This window comes from Haloflavibacter putidus (assembly GCF_006546625.1).
Lineage (GTDB): Bacteria > Bacteroidota > Bacteroidia > Flavobacteriales > Flavobacteriaceae > Mesonia > Mesonia putida.
Genome location: NZ_VIAR01000003.1, coordinates 216,517 through 236,635 on the forward strand (window position 1 = coordinate 216,517; position 20,119 = coordinate 236,635).

Below are 20,119 nucleotides of genomic sequence, written 5' to 3' on the forward strand. Positions count from 1 at the left end.
GTGTTCAGTGTTCATTTTTTACGCCGAATTTATTTGGATTGCGAATCATATAATTAATTAACTTTCCAATTTCTTCGATGGGATACTTTAATTTATTATACGTTTCTTTATCTATATATTTACAGAGAAAAGAAAATTCTAACCAAACTTGAGTTTCGGAGTTTTCAGCATCACAATCGGTTAACTTACTAAAAAAATGCTTGGGATAAGATCTTTTTCGATAGGCTTCTGCCAAGTTTGCCGTTATACTTCTGGAAGATCGTCTTATCTGATCGGTCAATGAATAGGTTTCGCTTTTAGGAAAAGATTTAGAAATTTCAAATATTTCCATAGCAAGAGATACAGATTTTTGGTACGCTATTAAATCTTGAAGTTTCATAAATTAAAAATTTAATTTAGAGCAAAATAGTTTAGAAACTGCTATAAAATTTTGCTTACTGCCAACTCATCACTGCCAACTAATTTCTACTCCCTCGCCTTATCAAACCCATACGGGCAATGTCTACAGCCGCTTTTACAGCAATAACCACGTTTTAAATGGTATTGTTCCGTAAAGCACCTATAACCTTGGGGCGTTAAATAATAATCTCCTTCTTCTAACGGAATACGTTTCTTTAAATTCATAGGTTTCAAAAATAAGGATTTTTAAATGCAAATAGAAGCTTTGTATTTGTTGGTGTAAAATTTCAGTAAACCTTTACGGAAGAAAAAAGGCTTTTAAAATGTTATAATATATTATCATAAAGAGCATCTTACACCACGAATTTTGGTGCTAAAACATCTTTTAAATCTACAATTAAAATAAGCTGTTTAAAAAGCTTTGGACTTTTCGGTAAAAAATAAATATTTGTATTTTTGCAATTATGCTAAAAGCCCAGCAAAAATCTGTAAATCATTTTATCTGCGAGTTACAAGGCGTTCAAGTTTGGTTGAAACGCGAAGATCTTTTGCATTCGCTTGTTTCGGGCAATAAATTCAGAAAATTAAAATACAATCTACAAGCCGCAAAAGATGAAAATCACTCAAAAGTGTTGACTTTTGGTGGGGCATTTTCTAACCATATTTTGGCAACTGCAGCCGCTGCCCAAGAAGAAAATTTGCAAAGTATTGGCATAATTAGAGGAGACGAATTGGGTGGCAAAAACTTGGAAAATACTTTGGCACATAATCCTACTTTGCGACAAGCTAAACAAATGGGAATGCAGTTTCATTTTGTGAGTCGGTCCGATTACCGTAAAAAGCATGAATTAAATTTTATAAACGCTTTACGCGGAATTTTTAGTGATTTTTATCTAATTCCCGAAGGAGGCACTAACAATCTAGCCATAAAAGGTTGCGAAGAAATTTTAACCGAAGAAGATAAAAATTTTGATGTAGTTAGCGTTGCGGTAGGAACCGGCGGCACGATTAGTGGTTTGATAAATTCTGCTTCCGTAAAGCAAAAAATAATGGGGTTTCCTGCCTTAAAAGGAAACTTTTTGCAAGACGAAATTAGTAAAAATGTAAAAAAAGAAAACTGGCAACTTATACTAAATTACCATTTTGGTGGTTATGCTAAGACAAACGAAGCCTTAATAGCTTTTATAAATGCCTTTAAAGAAAAGTATTGTGTAACTTTGGATCCTATTTACACCGGAAAAATGATGTACGGACTTTTTGATTTGATTAAAAATGATTATTTTAAAGAAAACACGCGTATTTTAGCAATTCATACCGGCGGTTTGCAAGGCATTGCCGGAATGAATAAAAATTTACGCAAAAAAGGAAAGACCTGTTTATTATAATGAGAATAAAATTTTACTTCGTATCGTTTTTGGTAGTTATATTTTTTAGTGCTTGTGGTACTAAAAAAAAAGCCGTTAGTAATAAATCTGTTAAGCAGAATAACACTGCCTATCATTCTCGGCAAGAAATAGAAGAAAGTATTGCACGAGAAAAAGCCAAAAGAGGTGCAGAAAATCGTACAGAAGAATCCAATTATAAAAAACCAGAAGTAAAAAAACCGGTTTTTAAAGATAATAATGAACTTTATATTTACAACTATGCGCAAATTGCTAAAGACGAAATGGCTTTATACGGCATTCCTGCCAGCATAACTTTAGCACAAGGTATTTTAGAATCTAGCGCGGGTTTAGGAGAACTCACCAGAAAATCTAACAATCATTTTGGTATAAAATGCAACGGTTGGGAAGGCGAAAAAGCCTACCACGACGATGACGCTTATCAAGAATGTTTTAGAAAATATAAAGACCCAAAATATAGTTTTAGAGACCATTCTTTGTTTTTAAAAGACAGAAGACGTTATGCTTCGCTTTTTAATTTAAAAAAAGATGATTATAAAGGCTGGGCGCGCGGTTTAAAACGTGCCGGTTATGCTACAGATCCGCGTTATCCTGCAAAGTTAATTAGCATTATAGAGCGTTACCAACTTTATAGATTTGACGAAGAAGTTTTGGGTACCGGCAATAGAGACGGTTTACCTACAAAAACCTTAAAAGTAGATCATACCGGTATTCGCTATACTGTAAAAAAAGGCGACACGCTTTACAGTATTGCAAAACGCCATAATTTAACGGTAGAAGAGTTAAAACAACTCAACAATCTACGCAACGACCATCTGCAAATTGGTCAGAAATTATTTGTAAAAACCTTGTAATAAGATTATTATGTTATACCAAAGAAGTAGTGCTTTATTTACCGAAGCAAAAAAGTATATTCCCGGCGGAGTAAATTCCCCGGTAAGGGCTTTTAAAGCGGTTGGCGGAAATCCTATTTTTATTAAGGAAGCTAAAGGCGCATACTTATATGACGAAGACGACAGAAAATATATAGACTATATTAACTCTTGGGGGCCGCTAATTTTAGGTCACGCCTACCAACCGGTTATAGATGCAGTTATAGAAAAAACCAAAAAAGGAACCAGTTTTGGTACGCCAACAGAAATTGAAACCAAAATTGCCAAACTTGCGGTTTCTATGGTGCCGGGTATAGACCAAATTAGAATGGTAAACAGCGGTACAGAAGCTTGTATGAGCGCGGTTAGACTGGCACGCGGATTTACCAAAAAAGACAAAATTATAAAATTTGCCGGTTGCTACCACGGCCATAGCGATTCGTTTTTGATACAAGCAGGAAGTGGTGCCGTAACTTTTGGCACACCAAATTCTCCCGGCGTTACCAAAGGAACCGCACAAGACACCTTGTTGGCAAACTTTAACGATTTAGGGAGCGTAGAAGCTTTATTAGAAGCAAACAAAGACGAAGTGGCGTGTATAATTTTAGAACCCGTTGCCGGAAATATGGGCTGCATTCCACCACAAAAAGACTTTTTGCAAGCTTTACGGAAAGTATGCGATAAACATAATGTTTTACTGATTTTTGATGAGGTAATGACAGGCTTTCGCTTGGCAAAAGGTGGCGCGCAAGAACTATTTGGTGTAAACGCAGATATTGTAACCTTTGGGAAAGTAATTGGCGGCGGTTTGCCGGTTGGTGCTTTTGCAGCGCGAGAAGAAATTATGGAATATTTGGCGCCAAACGGTCCGGTTTATCAAGCGGGAACTTTAAGCGGAAATCCGTTGGCGATGGCAGCCGGTTTGGCAATGCTAAGCGAGCTAAACAACGATGCCGGTATTTATAAACGTTTGGAAGAAAAAACTACTTACTTAAAAGAAGGACTTCAAAAAGTTTTAAATAAAAATAAAGTCACCTATACAATCAATCAGATTGGGTCGATGATTTCGGTGCATTTTAACGATGTTCCCGTAACTGATTTTGATTCTGCCGCCGAAGCAAACAACGAATACTTTAAAAAGTTTTTTCAAGGCTTATTGGAAGAAGGCGTTTATATCGCGCCAAGTGCTTTTGAAACTTGGTTTATAACCGATGCTTTAAGTTATGAAGATTTAGATAAAACCATTGCCGCAGCAGAAAAAGTAACGGCTAAGTGGTAAGAAGCAATTAAAAATTCTTCTTTAAAATTATAAATATATTAGTAAGAAGAGCGGAGTCAAGTCTTTATTGAAAAAATAAGCTATTGATTTCGCTTTTTTATGCTCAAATAAAAAATGATGTTTTAACATTTAGCAGGATATCTGCAATTGCACTTATGAAATACGATATAACGAAAGTAAATAATCTTACAAGAAAAAACACCTATAACTGCGCATTCAATTCTAACAATTCTTCTACATATTCGCGTTTGTTAGAAAGACGCGGAATTTTATGCTGTCCGCCCAATTTGTTCTGTTTTTTAGACCAACTGTAAAAAAGCTTTGGTTTGGCTTGGTGTAACTTTAATAGATTTAAGGTTGTGTTATTATGGCGTTTAGCTTCGTAATCGCTATTTAAACTTTGCAAAATTTCATCAAGGCTGCCGGCAAATGCATCTAAATTTTTAGGAGGTGTCTTAAATTCTACAATCCATTCGTGGGCGCCTTTTTCTTCGCCTTTCATAAATATTGGTCCGGCTGTATAATCAACAATTGCACATTGGTGTAATTCACAGGTCTTTTTTAAAGCTTCTTCTGCGTTTTCTATTATTAATTCTTCGCCAAAAACATTAATATGGTGTTTGGTCCGGCCGGTTACTTTTATGCGGTAAGGAGAAAGCGAAGTAAACCTAATGGTATCGCCAATTTTGTAGCGCCATAAACCAGCATTGGTGGTAATAACTACGGCGTAATTTACACCGGTTTCTACTTCGTTAAGCGGAATGGTTTTTTCGTCTTTCGTACCATAGGTATGCATTGGAATAAATTCGTAAAAAATACCATAATCTAACATCAACAATAATTCTTTGCTGCTGTTTTGGTCTTGCACGGCAAAAAAACCTTCGGAAGCATTATAGGTTTCATAATACCTAAAATCTTTTTTCGGAATTATCTTGTCGTACTGTGCTGCATAAGGTTCAAAACTTACCCCGCCGTGAAAATATACTTCCAGATCTGGCCAAACTTCCAGTAAATTACTTTTATGGGTGGTTTCTAAAACTTGGTTTAGCAAGACCAACATCCACGACGGTACGCCGGCAATACTGGTAACTTTTTCTCGTATGGTTTGGTTTACAACAGCTTGCATTTTTTTTTCAAAATCGCTCATCAGAGAAATTTCGTTGTTTGGCGTGCTGCTGTAGGTTGCCCAAAACGGCATATTGTCTATCAAAATGGCAGAAAGGTCGCCAAATACAGTTCCGTTTTCCCGGTACAATTCTTTACTTCCGCCCAAGCGTAAACTTTTACCGGTAAATAATTGTGCGTTTTCGTTATTGTTAAGGTAAAGGCACAATAAATCTTTGCTGGCCGCATAATGGCAATTTTCTAAAGATTCCGGGCTAACCGGTATAAATTTACTTTTTGCATTGGTGGTGCCGCTAGATTTGGCAAACCATTTTATGGGCGTTGGCCAGAAAATATTATTTTCGCCACGACGGCTGCGTTCTATAAGCGGAGCAAATTCTTCATAGGTTTGAATGGGAATTTGCTCTTTAAAATCTTCATAGGAGTTTATGGAAGAAAAACCGTGTTTTTTGCCAATTTCTGTGTTTTTTGCTTTATAAACTAAATGATGCAAAAGCTCAAACTGAACTTCTTGTGGGTATTTTATAAACAATTCCATTTGATGGATTCGCTTTTTTAAAAACCAGGATGCAATAGAATTTACTATAGGAATTGGCATTTATTAACGTATATTTAAACCGAATTAGATAATCATAAAAGTAAGATTATTTTAATCGCCTGAAAAAAACTTTGTACTAAAAAATTAGAAAAATATGCAATTAGAAGGTGTTTTGCGAAAAATGAAAACCGAGTGGAACCCAACGGTAGACTATTTTTTACTCTTTGAAAACGATTTTTTACACCTTAATCAAATCTTAGACAAAAAGATAAACATTCACTTTAAAAGATTTGAATGTCTTAACTGTAAAAAAGATAAAAAGATTTTTAGACAAGGTTTTTGTTATGATTGTTTTTATGAAATACCACAAGCGGGAGATTGGATTATGAAACCCGAATTGAGTACTGCGCATTTAGATAAAGAAGACCGCGATTTAGAATACGAAAAAAAAGTGCAATTGCAACCGCATGTTGTTTATTTGGCCAACTCTTCTAATGTAAAAGTTGGGGTAACCAGAAAAACACAAATCCCAACCCGATGGATAGATCAAGGCGCGCACGAAGCCTTAGAAATTTTAGAAGTGCCCAACCGTTACCTTGCCGGAATTGCCGAAGTTGCTTTAAAAGACCACGTAGCAGATAAAACCAATTGGCGCACTATGCTTAAAAACGAAATTGAAGATGCCAATTTAGAAGAAATTCGCGATAGTTTGGAAGCGTTTTTACCCGAAGAAACTTTGCCGTATTTATTAAAAAACAACAAAGAAAAGCATATTAACTTTCCGGTTTTGCAATATCCTACTAAATTAAAGAGTTTGAATCTTACAAAGACATTGGATTATTCTGGGGTATTAAAAGGTGTTAAAGGGCAATATTTAATTTTTGACGATAACACGGTTTTTAACGTTCGCAATAACGAAGGTTTTGTGGTGAGTATAGATTTTAATTAATCTATTAATTTTTTCTTGATATACTTTGAGTTCATTACGCGTAAAGCGCCCATATACGTCATTTTGAAACTCACAATATCGCCAACTTTATAGGTTTTGGTAGATTTGCTAAGGTCTAAAACCAACATATCTGAACTGGCACCAATAAAACTCAAATTATCTTCACTCGCTTTTAAAAAGTCTACTTTAGAAATGTCTAACAGCCCGATATCTAAAATAGCGCGACGTTGAGTGCTGCCATAATCATCTTCGTTAATCTGGGTTCTTTCTCCAGATGGATTGGCTTCTATATAACCGTGTGGCACAGCAGGTTTTTCGGTAATTTCTATGATTTCGGAATGTAGCATAAATACATCGTCTTTCATATCGGGAATGGTTTCGTTGGCAAACAAATCTGTTCCTAAAAACAAAGTTTCGCCAATTCTAAAATGGTTTACTCCTTTAGGAATTAATCCTTTTAACAACAACGGCACCATTACAGATGAACCGCCACTAACGCCATTTATTTTTTTACCAAACTTGGCTTCTATTAACTGTTCGTATAAACTTAGCTGAATCAATTTGTCTTTACTGGGCATTACGCCGTTAAGGCAATTTAAATTAGAGCCAATGCCTGCAACTTCTATGTTGGGCAGTTCAAAAACCCGTTTGTAGAAATCTATTAAAGAATCGCCCATAATACCTTCGCGCAAATCTCCCAGCTCTATCATAATAATAATACGGTGGATTTTGTTTTGGCGTTTGGCTTCTTCAGACAACCATTTTATGGTAATAAACTCTGTATTAAAGCTTACATCTGCATATTTCACCACTTTTTCTATACTGTTTTTAGCTGGCGGTTTTATATAGATGGTCTCTTTTTCGGGATGTAATTTTTTTATTATTTTTAGGTTGCTTAAACGGGCATCGCAAACTTGTTCATCTCCTAGCGAAAGGATAAAACCTAAAAATATTTCGTTTCCGCAAAGCATTTTTAAAACCGGAGCCCATTCTATATCGTTTTCATGGAAAAGATTTTGCAAATAACGATAATTATGCGTTAAAGAAGATTTACTAAGAGTTACGTAGGCCATGCGCGTTATTTTTTCACGATTAAATATACAATAATTCCGCTTATTATACCAATTAAAATAGGATCGAAGCCAAAAGGAATTTGAATTTCTAAAAACGAAAGAAGTAGCGTAGTGCTGCCACCAATTAGCATAGAAAGTAATGCGGCCAAAGGTTTTTTCTTTTTACCAAATAACATTCCTAACACCGGAATAAGCAAACCCGAAACCATAAACGAGTAGGAGAGGAGCATTAAATCTAAAACGCTGGTCATATAACTGGCAATAAGCACCGCCACAAAACCTACAGTAAAAGTAATGATTTGCGAAATGCGCATTGCGTTGGGATTGTTTTCTTTTAAGCCTAAAATATCTGTAGTAAAATTACCAGAAGCTGCCAAAAGACAACTATCTGCGGTAGACATAATTGCCGAAAAATAGGCAGACAACATCAAGCCCATTAAGCCAACCGGTAAAATGGTTTTTAAAAGCATTGGCAAACCAATTTCCGGATCCATTTGGGCAGCGTTGGCAAAACCTTCTGCAGCAAATAAACCTTGTTCTGCGCCAACCCGCGCAAATAAACCTAAAATTATACCCATAAAGGCCATTATGGGATATTCAAACAAACCGGCAATATACCAGGCTTTTTTGGCAGTTTTTTCGTCACGGCATGCGTAAATACGTTGATAAAGCGTCATTCCTACAAACCAAATGGGCACTATGGTAATAAACCAGTTTATAAATTGCACCCACGATAAATTGGTAAGACTAAAAAGTTTATCGGGTAGCGTATCTGTTATAGTTTGGTAGCCGCCAAGATAATTATAAGCAAACGGAATGCCTATAAAAATGAGACCCACCATTAAAATAGACCACTGAAAAGTATCGGTATAAATTACTGCTTTTATTCCGCCAAAAACGGTATAAACAATAGCTACTGCGCCCATAATATAAAGCGCGTTTTCTAAGCCCAATTCAGGAAATGTACCAACGGCTAATTTTGCTCCGGCCAATAATTGCGAAGAGGTAAAACCAAGATAGCCTATAAAAGAAATTAAGCCAGCTGTTAAAGCCACCGCTTTACCGTAATGATTTTTTAGAAGCTGCGGAAAAGTTAGAAAATTAAGTTCTCGTGCTTTATGAATTACTTTAGGAATTAAAAAAACAGCGCTTAACCAAGCGCCAATCAAGCCGGTAAAAAGCATCCACGAGCCGGAAAGTCCCATTACAAAACCCAAGCCACCTAAGCCAATACTAAAACCGCCGCCAACATCTGTTGCTACTACAGAGAGACCAACATGAAAACTACTCATATCTCTGCCGCCCACATAATAATCGTTGGTGCTTTTATTTTTTCTATAGTAATAAAAGCCTATTCCCAATACGATTATCAGGTAGACAATAAAGACAATAATATCTATAATGGGCATGCGTTATTTTTTATACCGCATCTCTAGGTATTTGTTGGTAAAGCCTAATTTTTCGTAAAGGTGTTTGGCGGGATTGTTTGGTTCTACGTGCAAAGCAATATCGCCTTGGCAAGTAGCAATGGCTTTTTCCATAAGCTGTTTACCTATACCTTTTCCGCGGGTTTTGTGGTGTACAGCAATATAAACCAGAATGTTTTCGGGGATATAATCAGACATTCCGGTTTGATTGATTATTGTAATTCCTAAAGTTTCTTCTTGGTCTTTGATAAGTAATGCAAAGCCCGAAAAAGTGCTTTCAGAATCCCCAATAGCATAATTTAAACATTTTAAAATATCTTTTTTCGCATCGCCATATTCGCCTAAATGCTCATAGAGAAAGTCTACAATATGATCTTTCTCTTTAGCAGAAGGTTTATGTTGTGCATCAAATATTTTAAAAGTATACATGGAGCAAGTAGATTTCTAAAATTCTTCTTGGTCTCTTAAAGATTGTATGTAAGCTGCTTTTTGTCTTTGCTTTCTGTTTTCTACAGATTTTTTTGTGTAATATTGGTTGTCTCTAAGGTTCTGTAATACCTTAGTATCTCTAAACTTACGCTTTAAACGTTTTAATGCGCGTTCAATTTTTTCTCCGTCTTTTACTTTTACTATTAGCATATATTTATTTTAACTTAAATGATTGAATCTAACAATTATTATTTTTTCTCGTAAAATGTGCCGCAAGGTACAAATAATCATGTTTAAATGCTTGAAAATTACTACCTATTAGCATTTTTTAGCCTAAAAACTTTTTTAATAACTTATTTTTAGAAGAATGCCGAAGTTTTTTAATTCCTTTTTCTCGTATTTGACGTACTCTTTCTCTGGTTAAACCAAAGGTTTCGCCAATTTCTTCTAAGGTCATTGCCCGGTGATCTCCAATTCCGTAAAACAATTTTATCACATCTGCTTCGCGTTGGGTTAGAGTTTCTAAAGCACGATTTATTTCTATATTTAAAGAATCGCGTATTAAACCTTCGTCTGGGTTGGGTGATTCTCCTACATTAAGAACATCGTATAAATTGGATGTTTCTCCGTCTTTTAAAGGCGCATCCATAGATAAATGTCTGCCGGAGTTTTTTAAAGATTGCTTAACGTCTGCAATTGTCATATCAAGCTCGTTAGCAAGCTCTTCTGGCGTTGGTGGCCGCTGGTTGGCTTGTTCTAAATGTGCAAAAGCTTTATTTATTTTATTGATAGAACCAATTTTGTTAAGCGGCAATCTCACCACACGAGATTGTTCTGCCAAGGCTTGCAGGATAGATTGCCTAATCCACCATACGGCATACGAGATAAATTTAAAACCCCGGGTTTCGTCAAAACGTTTTGCAGCTTTTACCAAACCAACGTTTCCTTCATTGATTAAATCTGGAAGTTTTAGACCTTGATTTTGGTATTGTTTGGCTACCGAAACCACAAAACGTAAATTGGCAGTAGTAAGTTTTTCTAATGCAACTTGGTCTCCTTCTCTAATGCGCTGTGCCAGCTCTACTTCTTCTTCTGCGGTAATTAAATCTACCTTACTTATATCATGCAAGTATTTATCTAACGAAACAGATTCTCTATTAGTAACCTGTTTAGTAATTTTAAGCTGTCTCATGCGCTAGTGTTTTATTTTGACCTTTTCTTATTAAATTCTTAGGCAAGAGGTCTTTTTTAAAAAATGCCTAGATTTTCGCAATTTAGTATTTTATGAACGCCAATTTAGTTGTTTTCTTGTTTTTGTTTGTCTTTTTTCTTTTTTCCGAAAAGACCACCTAAAATATCTTCTGCAGCGTCTTTTATTTTATCTCTGCCATCTTTGGTTTTGCTGGTGTCTTTTACCGTGTCTTCTTGATTTTCTGTAGCGTCATTGTCTTTATTTCCGCCAAGAATATCCTTGATCTTATCGGTTGCTTTATCTTTTATTTTGTCTTTTTGCGAAGCTATTATCTGCTGACTTAACTCCTGCGTGGCTTGTTTTATGTTGAGTTGCACATTAGGGTTGTTAAAGCTTCCGCTTAAAGCGACAGGTAAAGTTATTTTGGTATTTTCTAAATCTGTTTGTGTAAGATTTGCCAAGCCACCACCAATTTCTGAGCCTAAATATTTAGCAGGTAAATCTAAAGCCATTTCATAGTTCATTTGGTTATCAAAACCATGGCTTCCGTTAACGGTAATTAAAATATCTTTTATATTAAAATCAAATGGTTGCAAGTTTACTTGACCGTCTTGAAATTGTACTTGAGTTTGAATGTCTTTTAGGTCTAACTTGTCTAAATTTAAAAAATCTAGCTTACTGTCTAAGTTGGCCAATAAAGGCATTTGCTGTGTATCTACATCTGCATTTAAAATTTTGGCAAAAGCATCTCCTGCTAAACTGCTTAAAATTGGGGTTAACTCTTTTGTTAAATTACCCTGTAAATTAATAGTGGTATTAAGATCTCCCTTTAAAGCTTTGGCAATTGGTGCCAGGTTGCGTAAAAGCTCTAATTCTTTAAAAGACTCTACAATATTTATACGGTTCAACTTAAGGTCCATATCAAAAGTTGGTTGTGCGGCTTTGGTAGATACATTTCCGTTAAGGCTAATATTACCACCAAAAATATCTGCCGAGACATTTTCTAAACGTGCTGTTTCGTCTTTTATAGCCATTGCGCCTTTGGTGTTGCTTAGCGTCAAATTATCATAAATTACTTTATTGGCGGTAAAATCTAATCGCGCATCTAAAAAAGAAGGAATTTTAATAGCTTCTTCTTGGGTGACTTTGGGTTGTTGCGAAGTTTTGGTTTCTTCATTTTCCTTTACGGAAGTGTCTTCGGCTTGCGCAATCATAAAGTCGTTAATGGCAAAGGTATTGGCAGCAACTTTAAACCTACCTTTCAATTTTTGATCAGAAAATAAATACCCCATCAAATTATCTAAAGTCCCCGAAATTTTAGCATCTGTTTGACCGGTTTTTAATTGCATTTCTTGCAAAGTAACGTTACTGGTGTTAAAGCTCAAATTGGCGCGGTCTACCAAAACAGGATTAGGAATTTCTTTAGAGGTATATTTAAAATTGCTAATGCTTGCAGTACCTTGACTTTTAACCCTGCTGTAGTTTTCGTTTTCTACATCGTTCATCGTAAAATTGGTTTGCAAGTCAGCTTTTAAAATTCCGTTTAAATCTTGTTCTAATTCTAACGGATAGGCTTTTTCTAGGTTTGCAAGATTTAGTGTTCCTTTTAAAACCAGATTAACCAACATGTTTTCGGTAAGATTTTTAAAATTACCATTTGCAGAAAATACGTCTTGGTCTATGGTAAAAGTTAACTTATCTAAATTTAGATAAGTGTCTTCCAATTTGCCGGTTTGGTTTTTTAAGACCGCATCTAAATTTATGTTCTGCACTTGCTTTGGTAAATCCGGATATTTAAAAGCGGCGTTGTTACTGGTAACTGCGATGTCTAGTTTCGGAATAGTTTCATCGTCTATAATTCCGTTTATTTTACCATCTATTTTAAAGTCGCCCGAAGTTTCTACTCCATCTAAATTTTTCGCATAAGTTTCGGGAATTACGGCTAAAAAGTTTTTAAAATCAGAAGAAGGCGTGGTAAAACTTATATCTACCTCGTTATTATTTTCGTTTACTTTTACAAAACCATCAAAAGTTAAAGGCAATTTATTAATTAACGCTTTATTTTCTAAAAAACTAAATTTCTGCTCTGCCAAATTCATTTTAAAGTCGGCGTCTAATTGCAGTTTGTGGCTTTCTAAGTAATTTTCTTGGTCTAAGGCAAAAGAAATAAGTGTTTCTGAAGTTGTTTTTAGCGTAAACTCTTCCGCAGAGAAATCACCGCTCCCGTAGTGATTAAAATCTCTTAGACGTACAAAAGTTTTAGAGCCTTCGTCTAAATAATTAATGCGCGAGTTGGTAATACTATATTCCTGAACATCTAAACTTAAACCGCCTTGTTTGCTTTGTTGCTGGTTTTGGTTTTGGGTGCTGCTTTCTTTAGCAATGTCATAATTTGCGTTGCCTAGAGAGTCTACTTTAATGTTTATATACGCATTATCTAAATCTAATTTGTTAACGCTCAAAGGTTCGTCCCCGCTTTTAAAAAGTTGCGGAATGCCCATACTAAATCCAAGTTTTTCTGCCGTTGCCAGAGTATCGCCGGCAAAAGGTCTTTTATTAATAACGCTTAGGTTGTGTAATTGCAGCTCGGCATCGGGAAAGCTCGAAAAAAGACTTAAATTTAAATCTTCCCAAGCTACGGTTGCATTTATGTTGTTATTGATAGATTTTTTTACAGCACGTTCTATTGGTCCTTTAAATATAAAAGGTGCGGCAATTAAAAACACCACCAAAACCAGTAGTACGATTCCTATAATTTTTAAAGCTTTTTTCATAATTTATTTATATACAATTCTTTATTATCTTAATTTTATTTTTTAATGAGTGTTATGTATTTGACTGTTTTTTACTGATTATTGGTTTCTATTGGGAGAGCTTAAAATTTAATAAATTTTATAGGCCGTAATTTTTTTGTTATTGTCCAATATCGTTTTTTTGCATAGCCAAAAGCAAATTTAAGTCTCTAAATTTTCCTTTAGCTTAATTTGCTGTGAAATTGTTAATGCCAGACTGTTAAAATTTTTGAAAAGTCCTACTATAACATACATTGCTCTGGGAAGCAATCAAGGAAATAAATTGAAAAATTTACAACTTGCCACCACCTATATATATAAGAAAATTGGTGATGTAACCGCGGTTTCTAAAATTTATACCGGTCCGGCGGTAGGTTTTAACGGCGATGCTTTTTTTAATGCGTGCATAGAAGTTTCCACACGATTTTCTGCAAAAAAAGTTTTGCGTTTACTCTTAGAAATAGAGCAGCTAATGGGGCGCCAACGTAAAACCAAACTAGGTTACGAAAACCGGCTAATCGATTTAGATTTGTTGTTTTATGAAGAGGAGATAATTCAAACCAAACGCATTACTTTACCGCACCCGTATTTGCATACCCGCAATTTTGTATTGCAACCACTGGCAGATATTGCCGGCAACGTTAAACATCCGGTATTGCAAAAAACAGTAAAAGAGTTTTTTGAAAGCCTTCCCGAGCAAGCTCAGTTAGAAAGCATTTCCGCTAAATTACAAACAAAAACAAGCACGCTGGAAATGTATAATTATTTGGCCATAGAAGGTAATATTGGCGCCGGTAAAACCAGTTTGGTCAGTATGATAGCGCAAGATTTTAAAGCCAAATTAATTACCGAACGTTTTAAAGACAATCCGTTTTTACCAAAGTTTTACAAAGATCAAAATCGGTATGCTTTTCCGTTAGAAATGTCTTTTTTGGCAGACCGTTACCAACAATTATTAGATGATATTTCGCAATACGATTTGTTTAACGATTGTATGGTAGCAGATTATGACGTGTATAAATCGCTTATTTTTGCCAAAGTTACCTTACAGGAAGAAGAATATGCTTTATATAAAAAACTTTTCCAGATAATGTACAAAGATTTGGCCAAGCCGGATTTATATGTTTATCTCTACCAAAATACAGAGCGTTTGCTAGAAAATATTCAAAAACGTGGTAGAAAATACGAACAAGATATTCCTGCAGATTATCTGGAAAACATCAACAGAGGTTATTTAGAATTTATAAAACAGCAACACCACCTCAAAGTAAAAATTATAGATATTTCTGAACTGGATTTTGTTAACCAGCGCGAAGATTATTTAAAAGTATTGCAGCAGATTTCTGGACTTAGGGATTAGGTAGTAGGTTTTAGGAAAACTCTGTGCTAGATTCTACTCAATTTTGTAGAAAATAGATTTTATTTTACTTCGAGCTCAAATTGCAATGCTTTCTTTGTTTTATTACTGATTACAATAGTATAATTTCCCGGTTTTAAGGCTAAATAACCAAACGCTTTTTTTGTCGGGATTTCAATAATGTCTGTAGGAATAGCTTTGTGAATATTTTCGCCTTTTACATACGCTAAAACCATAACCGGAAATGAGATTTCCGCATCTTTCAATTCAATTTTAACCGCTTTGTTTTCTGCGTCAAACAGCCAACTTGGTTGGTTATTTTTATACTTTGTTACAGGGTGTAAAACAGCAATATCTGAGTAACTTTTGTTTCTTTTGTAACCTAATACTTCTTTATTTTCGTCCAATAAAACCGAACTCTCTTTAAGATCCAAAGCTTTTAAAAGTAAGTTGTTGTAAGCATTTTTGCTCCGTTCACTATATTTTGTTTGATTAATTGTCAGCGGATCTAAGCCGGTGTATTCGGCAAGTCTTGCCGCCATAGCTTTCTCCCATTTTTTATGCCTGCCTTCCAAAACGTGGTCATAACCGCAATGAATAATAAACTTTTCGTTCGGGTTTTTGTTTATAAAACCTTCAATATTTTTTGCTTGTGCAATTTCTCTTTCTTTACCGTTTAACCTAGCAGTTTGTTCATACGAAAACACTGTAAACCCTATTTCTAAAGCAGTTCTTACTAAATTTCCAAATTGCGGTTCTTTAATATAATAACCACTTTTTTGAATGGGGTAACCGCGTTTATGAAGAAGCGAATCTTTGTTTTTTCCGTTGGTCAATGCTTCAAGGGCGATATTCTGATACCCGTTTTTATATAATTTTAGCAATAAACTTTTAGTAAATTTCCTATGGAAAGGATTGTGATGCGCTTCATTTATTATAACTACTTGTTTTGTTTTTGCTTGCTCAACAATATAATCTACCGCCGGTATAATTTCATATTTGTCTCGTATAGAATCAATTTGTTTTTCGGAAATATTTATATCCCTTCCGGGGAAAGCGATATCCCATTGCGCTAAAGCATTTTTAAAATCACCTTTTTTGGCATATTCTGCCGCCGAAATCTGATTTTTCCAAACAGTTGTATCCTTGGCAAGCTTTTCTTGAATTGCAGCATCCAATTTATAGATGTTTTGAAATTCTATTTCTTTATAATCACTACCGCTTTTACAATTTACAAAGAGAAGAATAAGTGGCAACAAATACATAATAGCAGTAAAACGCATAAAATACTTTTAATTTGAAGTTGCAATTATAACTAAATTTTTAGTTTTAATAGAAATCTGCAATAAAAAAGTATATTGTTTTAAGAACTTAGGATAATTTTAGAGAGTCAAACCACACCTCGACCAGGCTCGGCGTGACAATAAACTAAAGAACGAAAAACGATCAACTCTATTTAGGGAAGCTCAAAATATCAACTACTCAATACTAAGGTCTCAATACTATTTTACTATTTTCGCAAATAAATCCCAGACAACCACCCCGGCGCTTACCGAAATATTTAGCGAGTGCTTACTGCCGTATTGCGGAATTTCGATTACATTATTTGCTTTAGAAACTACTTTTTGACTTACGCCTTTTACTTCGTTACCAAAAACAACGGCGTATGTTTGGTCTTTTTCCGGAGTGAATTTGTCGAGCATAACGGCATTTTCGGCTTGTTCTATGGCCAAAATTTGTATGCCGTCTTTTTGCAATTTTTCTACCAAGTCTATCGTGTTTTCTACATATTCCCAAGCTACGCTTTCGGTGGCGCCAAGAGCGGTTTTTCTAATGTCTTTATGTGGCGGGGTAGCGGTAATGCCGCAGAGGTATATTTTTTTGATTAAAAAAGCATCGGCGGTCCTAAAAACCGAACCAATATTGTTAAGACTTCTAATATTGTCTAGCACCAAGATTAAAGGCGTTTTAGATGCTTCTTTAAATTCGGTTATGCTTTTTCTGGTTAACTCGCTGTTTTTTAACTTTCGGTTTTTCATAGCTGCAAAAGTCTGCTAATTTGACTAATTTTTAAAACGAAACTTCAAAAAAGTAATCATTGCTCTGGTTTTTCCTGTTTTTGCGTGAGGGATAGTAGCGGTAGCCCGTAAAATCTTGCTTTGTAAAAAATACCGGGAGTTTGGGCGACCGGTAGGAAGCCCAAAAAACCGTATATTTTTTTAAAGAAAGCTTGCGGACTATAAGCGGATAGCCCGACCCTTCCCCAATTTTAATTGGGGAGGGGACACGCCCAAAATAGCTTTGTTTATATTCTTAAAGTCGAATTTATTAGTAAAAACTATTGGAATGCCTATTTTTACCAAAATTTAAAAATCACTCGTTTTGTCTGCAAAAAAAGCTAAAAAAGTAACGCCGCTAATGAAGCAATATTATGCCATAAAGCATAAATATCCGGATGCGATGTTGTTGTTTAGAGTAGGCGATTTTTACGAAACTTTTGGTGAAGATGCCGTAAAAGCAGCGCGCATTTTAAACATTGTTTTAACCAACCGAAATAACGGTAGCGAACGAACAGAGTTGGCCGGATTTCCGCATCATAGTTTAAATACCTATTTGCCAAAATTGGTAAAAGCCGGTGAGCGCGTGGCCATTTGCGACCAGTTAGAAGACCCAAAGCAGACCAAAAAAATTGTAAAACGCGGGGTGACAGAATTGGTTACGCCGGGCGTGGCGCTAAACGATGAGGTTTTGCAGAGTAAGACCAATAATTTTTTATGTGCCGTGCATTTTGGAAAGAAAAATTGCGGAATTGCTTTTGTAGATGTATCTACGGGCGAGTTTTTGACGGCAGAGGGCAATGTAGAATATCTGGATAAATTGTTGCAAAACTTTGCCCCAAGCGAGGTGTTGGTTTCTAAAAGTTGTAAAAAAGATTTTGCTAAACACTTTGGCAACGGCTACCATACGTTTTTTTTAGAAAACTGGATTTTTAAACCAGATTATGCTACAGAGACCTTAAACCAGCATTTTAAAACCAAATCGCTTAAAGGTTTTGGTATTGAAAATCTTGTAGATGGGGTGATTGCTTCGGGGGCTATTTTGTATTATTTAAGCGAGACGCAGCATCATAAATTAGAACATTTAGCTTCTATATCGCGCATTGCACAAGAAGAATATGTGTGGATGGACCGCTTTACCATTCGTAATCTGGAGTTGTATCAATCTAGCGCCAACCAAGCGGTTACCTTGTTAGATGTTATAGATAAAACCATTTCGCCAATGGGTGGCAGGTTGCTAAAACGTTGGTTGGCATTGCCGTTAAAAAATTTGGAAAAGATTACGCGACGTTATGAAGTAGTTGACTTTTTTTTGAAAAATGGCTCGTTAAAAGAAAAATTACAAAGCCAAATAAAAAATATGGGCGATTTGGAACGTCTGATTTCTAAAGTTGCGACGCAAAAAATAAGTCCGCGGGAAGTCGTGCAACTAAAAACCTCTTTAGACGCGGTGGTTCCTATAAAAGAAGCCACAAAAAACACCGGCTGCGAGCCTTTAAATAGTATCTCAGAAAATTTGCATGCTTGTGATTTATTGCGTTCTAAAATTAAAAACGCTTTAAAAGATGATGCTCCGGTAAATCTGGCAAAAGGAAATGTGATTGCAGATGGCTTTTCGGAAGAATTAGACGAGTTGCGTAAAATTGCCTTTTCAGGGAAAGATTATTTGGATAAAATGATAGTGCGAGAGGTAAAAACTACCGGCATTAGCAGTTTAAAAATTGGCAGCAATAATGTGTACGGTTTTTATATTGAAGTACGCAACACGCATAAGGATAAAGTACCAGAAACCTGGGTGCGTAAACAAACCTTGGTAAATGCCGAACGTTATATTACTGAAGAACTAAAAGAATATGAAACCAAAATTTTAGGTGCCGAAGAGAAAATTCATACTTTAGAGCAAGAAATTTTCACCAAACTGGTGATCTGGCTTAACGACTATATAGCTTCTGTACAACAAAACGCTTTGCTAATTGCACGTTTAGATTGTTTGTGCAGTTTTGCCCAATTGGCATTGGAAGAAAATTATTGCAAGCCGCAATTGCATACCGGGCACGATTTAAAAATAGAGCAAGGCAGGCATCCGGTAATAGAAAAACAATTGCCACCGGGAGAACCGTATATTGCTAACGATTTATTTTTAGATAGGGAAACCCAGCAGATTGTTATGATTACCGGGCCAAATATGAGTGGTAAGTCGGCTATTTTACGCCAAACTGCTTTAATTGTTTTATTGGCACAAATGGGAAGTTTTGTTCCGGCAAAAGCCGCTGAAATTGGACTGGTAGATAAAATTTTCACCAGGGTAGGAGCCAGCGATAATATTAGTATGGGCGAATCTACTTTTATGGTAGAAATGAACGAAACCGCCAATATCCTAAACAATGTTTCCGAAAGAAGTTTGTTGCTTTTAGACGAGATTGGACGCGGAACCAGTACCTACGACGGTATTTCTATCGCCTGGGCAATTAGCGAATATTTACACGAACATCCCGCAAATGCCAAGACTTTATTTGCAACCCATTACCACGAATTAAACGAAATGACTCAGCGTTTTGAACGGATTAAAAACTATAATGTTTCGGTAAAAGAATTAAAAAATAAGGTTTTGTTTTTACGGAAATTAGTGCCGGGCGGCAGCGAGCATAGTTTTGGAATTCACGTAGCAAAAATGGCCGGAATGCCGCAGCAAGTGGTATTAAGAGCTTCTAAGATATTGAAAAAATTAGAAAAATCGCATGCGGGAGAAGAGCTTACCACCAATCTTAAAAGCGCAGCCGAACAGGAGCCGCAATTGAGCTTTTTTCAAATGGACGATCCGTTATTGCAGGAGATAAAAGAAGAAATTTTAGATCTAGATATAGATACGCTTACCCCGGTAGAAGCCTTGATGAAATTGAACGAAATAAAACGCTTGTTGCAACCAAAAAAGCAAGCCTGATTTTCTGAGAGTCAAGAAATAAAGAAAATTGTAAACAGAGAATAAAGGCTTTATGCATTACGCTATAAGTGAGGGTTTTATTGATAGATCAAGGCTGATTTTTTTAAGTTTTTGTTATCAACTACAAATACGCTAATTTCTAATCCTTAATTGGCAATTCCATTATTTTTAGACGCTATTGTTAGCGCTAATTAGCAGGCTAACAATGACTTTTATTATGTTGGAAAGGATTTGTAAATTTTTTTTTCAAAAATGCTTTGAGATATTAATAAAAAGTATAAATTTG

The 20,119-nt window shown here is 35.6% G+C and carries 17 protein-coding genes; 6 read left to right on the plus strand and 11 right to left on the minus strand.

The genetic code is table 11. The features are described from left to right. Nucleotides 1-4: 4 nt before the first annotated feature. Together FKR84_RS04545 and FKR84_RS13320 are read right to left on the minus strand one after the other, a co-directional pair. Entirely contained in the window at nucleotides 5-379 is a 375-nt protein-coding gene (locus FKR84_RS04545; protein WP_141421044.1) for a four helix bundle protein, read from the minus strand. 86 nt (nucleotides 380-465) lie between these two features. Next, on the minus strand, nucleotides 466-624 hold the full coding sequence (locus tag FKR84_RS13320) for a DUF5522 domain-containing protein (protein ID WP_233357665.1): 159 nt from the start codon (nucleotides 622-624) through the stop codon (nucleotides 466-468). A 239-nt stretch (nucleotides 625-863) separates the two neighbouring features. Here FKR84_RS13320 and FKR84_RS04550 point away from each other — a divergent pair, with 239 nt between their 5' ends. The 3 genes from FKR84_RS04550 to hemL are packed head-to-tail and all read left to right on the plus strand — an operon-like array spanning nucleotide 864 to nucleotide 3,953. Continuing rightward, nucleotides 864-1,784: a 1-aminocyclopropane-1-carboxylate deaminase/D-cysteine desulfhydrase gene (locus FKR84_RS04550; protein ID WP_141421046.1), complete on the plus strand. Its 921-nt coding sequence runs from the start codon at nucleotides 864-866 to the stop codon at nucleotides 1,782-1,784. Then, nucleotides 1,784-2,656 (plus strand): glucosaminidase domain-containing protein, encoded by an 873-nt coding sequence (locus tag FKR84_RS04555; RefSeq protein ID WP_141421048.1) that lies wholly within the window; start codon nucleotides 1,784-1,786, stop codon nucleotides 2,654-2,656. The genes FKR84_RS04550 and FKR84_RS04555 overlap by 1 nt, the downstream gene beginning before the upstream one ends. A gap of 10 nt (nucleotides 2,657-2,666) precedes the next feature. After that, complete coding sequence (gene hemL, locus FKR84_RS04560; RefSeq protein WP_141421050.1) at nucleotides 2,667-3,953, plus strand: glutamate-1-semialdehyde 2,1-aminomutase; 1,287 nt, start codon at nucleotides 2,667-2,669, stop codon at nucleotides 3,951-3,953. 202 nt (nucleotides 3,954-4,155) lie between these two features. Here the strand turns inward: hemL and FKR84_RS04565 are convergent, their stop codons facing one another. Beyond that, nucleotides 4,156-5,676 carry a GH3 auxin-responsive promoter family protein gene (locus FKR84_RS04565; protein WP_141421052.1) on the minus strand — a complete coding sequence of 507 codons (1,521 nt, stop codon included), beginning with the start codon at nucleotides 5,674-5,676 and terminating at the stop codon, nucleotides 4,156-4,158. A 94-nt stretch (nucleotides 5,677-5,770) separates the two neighbouring features. On the opposite strand from FKR84_RS04565, the gene FKR84_RS04570 reads away from it, so the two are divergent. Continuing rightward, nucleotides 5,771-6,565: a DUF2797 domain-containing protein gene (locus FKR84_RS04570; protein WP_141421053.1), complete on the plus strand. Its 795-nt coding sequence runs from the start codon at nucleotides 5,771-5,773 to the stop codon at nucleotides 6,563-6,565. Here FKR84_RS04570 and FKR84_RS04575 read toward each other — a convergent pair. The 6 genes from FKR84_RS04575 to FKR84_RS04600 form a co-directional block, all read right to left on the minus strand. After that, a complete protein-coding gene (locus FKR84_RS04575) occupies nucleotides 6,562-7,638 on the minus strand; it encodes an alanine racemase (protein WP_141421055.1) in 1,077 nt (358 codons plus the stop codon). The genes FKR84_RS04570 and FKR84_RS04575 overlap by 4 nt on opposite strands. Before the next feature lie 5 nt (nucleotides 7,639-7,643). Beyond that, nucleotides 7,644-9,047, minus strand: coding sequence for a sodium:solute symporter family protein (locus FKR84_RS04580; protein ID WP_141421056.1), 1,404 nt, complete (start codon nucleotides 9,045-9,047; stop codon nucleotides 7,644-7,646). 3 nt (nucleotides 9,048-9,050) lie between these two features. Further along, entirely contained in the window at nucleotides 9,051-9,494 is a 444-nt protein-coding gene (locus FKR84_RS04585) for a GNAT family N-acetyltransferase (protein ID WP_141421057.1), read from the minus strand. 15 nt (nucleotides 9,495-9,509) lie between these two features. After that, on the minus strand, nucleotides 9,510-9,704 hold the full coding sequence (gene rpsU / locus FKR84_RS04590) for a 30S ribosomal protein S21 (RefSeq protein ID WP_141421059.1): 195 nt from the start codon (nucleotides 9,702-9,704) through the stop codon (nucleotides 9,510-9,512). 118 nt (nucleotides 9,705-9,822) lie between these two features. Next, nucleotides 9,823-10,686 carry a sigma-70 family RNA polymerase sigma factor gene (locus tag FKR84_RS04595; protein WP_141421061.1) on the minus strand — a complete coding sequence of 288 codons (864 nt, stop codon included), beginning with the start codon at nucleotides 10,684-10,686 and terminating at the stop codon, nucleotides 9,823-9,825. Between the two features lie 104 nt (nucleotides 10,687-10,790). Further along, entirely contained in the window at nucleotides 10,791-13,460 is a 2,670-nt protein-coding gene (locus tag FKR84_RS04600; protein WP_141421063.1) for an AsmA family protein, read from the minus strand. A 247-nt stretch (nucleotides 13,461-13,707) separates the two neighbouring features. Here FKR84_RS04600 and folK point away from each other — a divergent pair, with 247 nt between their 5' ends. Further along, on the plus strand, nucleotides 13,708-14,838 hold the full coding sequence (gene folK, locus FKR84_RS04605; protein ID WP_141421064.1) for a 2-amino-4-hydroxy-6-hydroxymethyldihydropteridine diphosphokinase: 1,131 nt from the start codon (nucleotides 13,708-13,710) through the stop codon (nucleotides 14,836-14,838). 59 nt (nucleotides 14,839-14,897) lie between these two features. Here folK and FKR84_RS04610 read toward each other — a convergent pair whose 3' ends face one another. Next, a complete protein-coding gene (locus tag FKR84_RS04610; RefSeq protein ID WP_141421066.1) occupies nucleotides 14,898-16,118 on the minus strand; it encodes a hypothetical protein in 1,221 nt (406 codons plus the stop codon). Between the two features lie 219 nt (nucleotides 16,119-16,337). Next, nucleotides 16,338-16,874: an RNA methyltransferase gene (locus tag FKR84_RS04615; protein WP_141421068.1), complete on the minus strand. Its 537-nt coding sequence runs from the start codon at nucleotides 16,872-16,874 to the stop codon at nucleotides 16,338-16,340. Between the two features lie 379 nt (nucleotides 16,875-17,253). Here FKR84_RS04615 and mutS point away from each other — a divergent pair, with 379 nt between their 5' ends. Continuing rightward, nucleotides 17,254-19,833: a DNA mismatch repair protein MutS gene (mutS, locus tag FKR84_RS04620; protein WP_141421211.1), complete on the plus strand. Its 2,580-nt coding sequence runs from the start codon at nucleotides 17,254-17,256 to the stop codon at nucleotides 19,831-19,833. Nucleotides 19,834-20,119 lie beyond the last annotated feature (286 nt).

Excerpts from the sequence above, each read along its gene's own strand:
- FKR84_RS04545 (WP_141421044.1), bottom strand. The coding sequence starts at position 379 with ATGAAACTTCAAGATTTAATAGCGTACCAAAAATCTGTATCTCTTGCT.
- FKR84_RS13320 (WP_233357665.1), bottom strand. The coding sequence starts at position 624 with ATGAATTTAAAGAAACGTATTCCGTTAGAAGAAGGAGATTATTATTTA.
- FKR84_RS04550 (WP_141421046.1), top strand. The coding sequence starts at position 864 with ATGCTAAAAGCCCAGCAAAAATCTGTAAATCATTTTATCTGCGAGTTA.
- FKR84_RS04555 (WP_141421048.1), top strand. The coding sequence starts at position 1,784 with ATGAGAATAAAATTTTACTTCGTATCGTTTTTGGTAGTTATATTTTTT.
- hemL (WP_141421050.1), top strand. The coding sequence starts at position 2,667 with ATGTTATACCAAAGAAGTAGTGCTTTATTTACCGAAGCAAAAAAGTAT.
- FKR84_RS04565 (WP_141421052.1), bottom strand. The coding sequence starts at position 5,676 with ATGCCAATTCCTATAGTAAATTCTATTGCATCCTGGTTTTTAAAAAAG.
- FKR84_RS04570 (WP_141421053.1), top strand. The coding sequence starts at position 5,771 with ATGCAATTAGAAGGTGTTTTGCGAAAAATGAAAACCGAGTGGAACCCA.
- FKR84_RS04575 (WP_141421055.1), bottom strand. The coding sequence starts at position 7,638 with ATGGCCTACGTAACTCTTAGTAAATCTTCTTTAACGCATAATTATCGT.
- FKR84_RS04580 (WP_141421056.1), bottom strand. The coding sequence starts at position 9,047 with ATGCCCATTATAGATATTATTGTCTTTATTGTCTACCTGATAATCGTA.
- FKR84_RS04585 (WP_141421057.1), bottom strand. The coding sequence starts at position 9,494 with ATGTATACTTTTAAAATATTTGATGCACAACATAAACCTTCTGCTAAA.
- rpsU (WP_141421059.1), bottom strand. The coding sequence starts at position 9,704 with ATGCTAATAGTAAAAGTAAAAGACGGAGAAAAAATTGAACGCGCATTA.
- FKR84_RS04595 (WP_141421061.1), bottom strand. The coding sequence starts at position 10,686 with ATGAGACAGCTTAAAATTACTAAACAGGTTACTAATAGAGAATCTGTT.
- FKR84_RS04600 (WP_141421063.1), bottom strand. The coding sequence starts at position 13,460 with ATGAAAAAAGCTTTAAAAATTATAGGAATCGTACTACTGGTTTTGGTG.
- FKR84_RS04610 (WP_141421066.1), bottom strand. The coding sequence starts at position 16,118 with ATGCGTTTTACTGCTATTATGTATTTGTTGCCACTTATTCTTCTCTTT.
- FKR84_RS04615 (WP_141421068.1), bottom strand. The coding sequence starts at position 16,874 with ATGAAAAACCGAAAGTTAAAAAACAGCGAGTTAACCAGAAAAAGCATA.
- mutS (WP_141421211.1), top strand. The coding sequence starts at position 17,254 with ATGAAGCAATATTATGCCATAAAGCATAAATATCCGGATGCGATGTTG.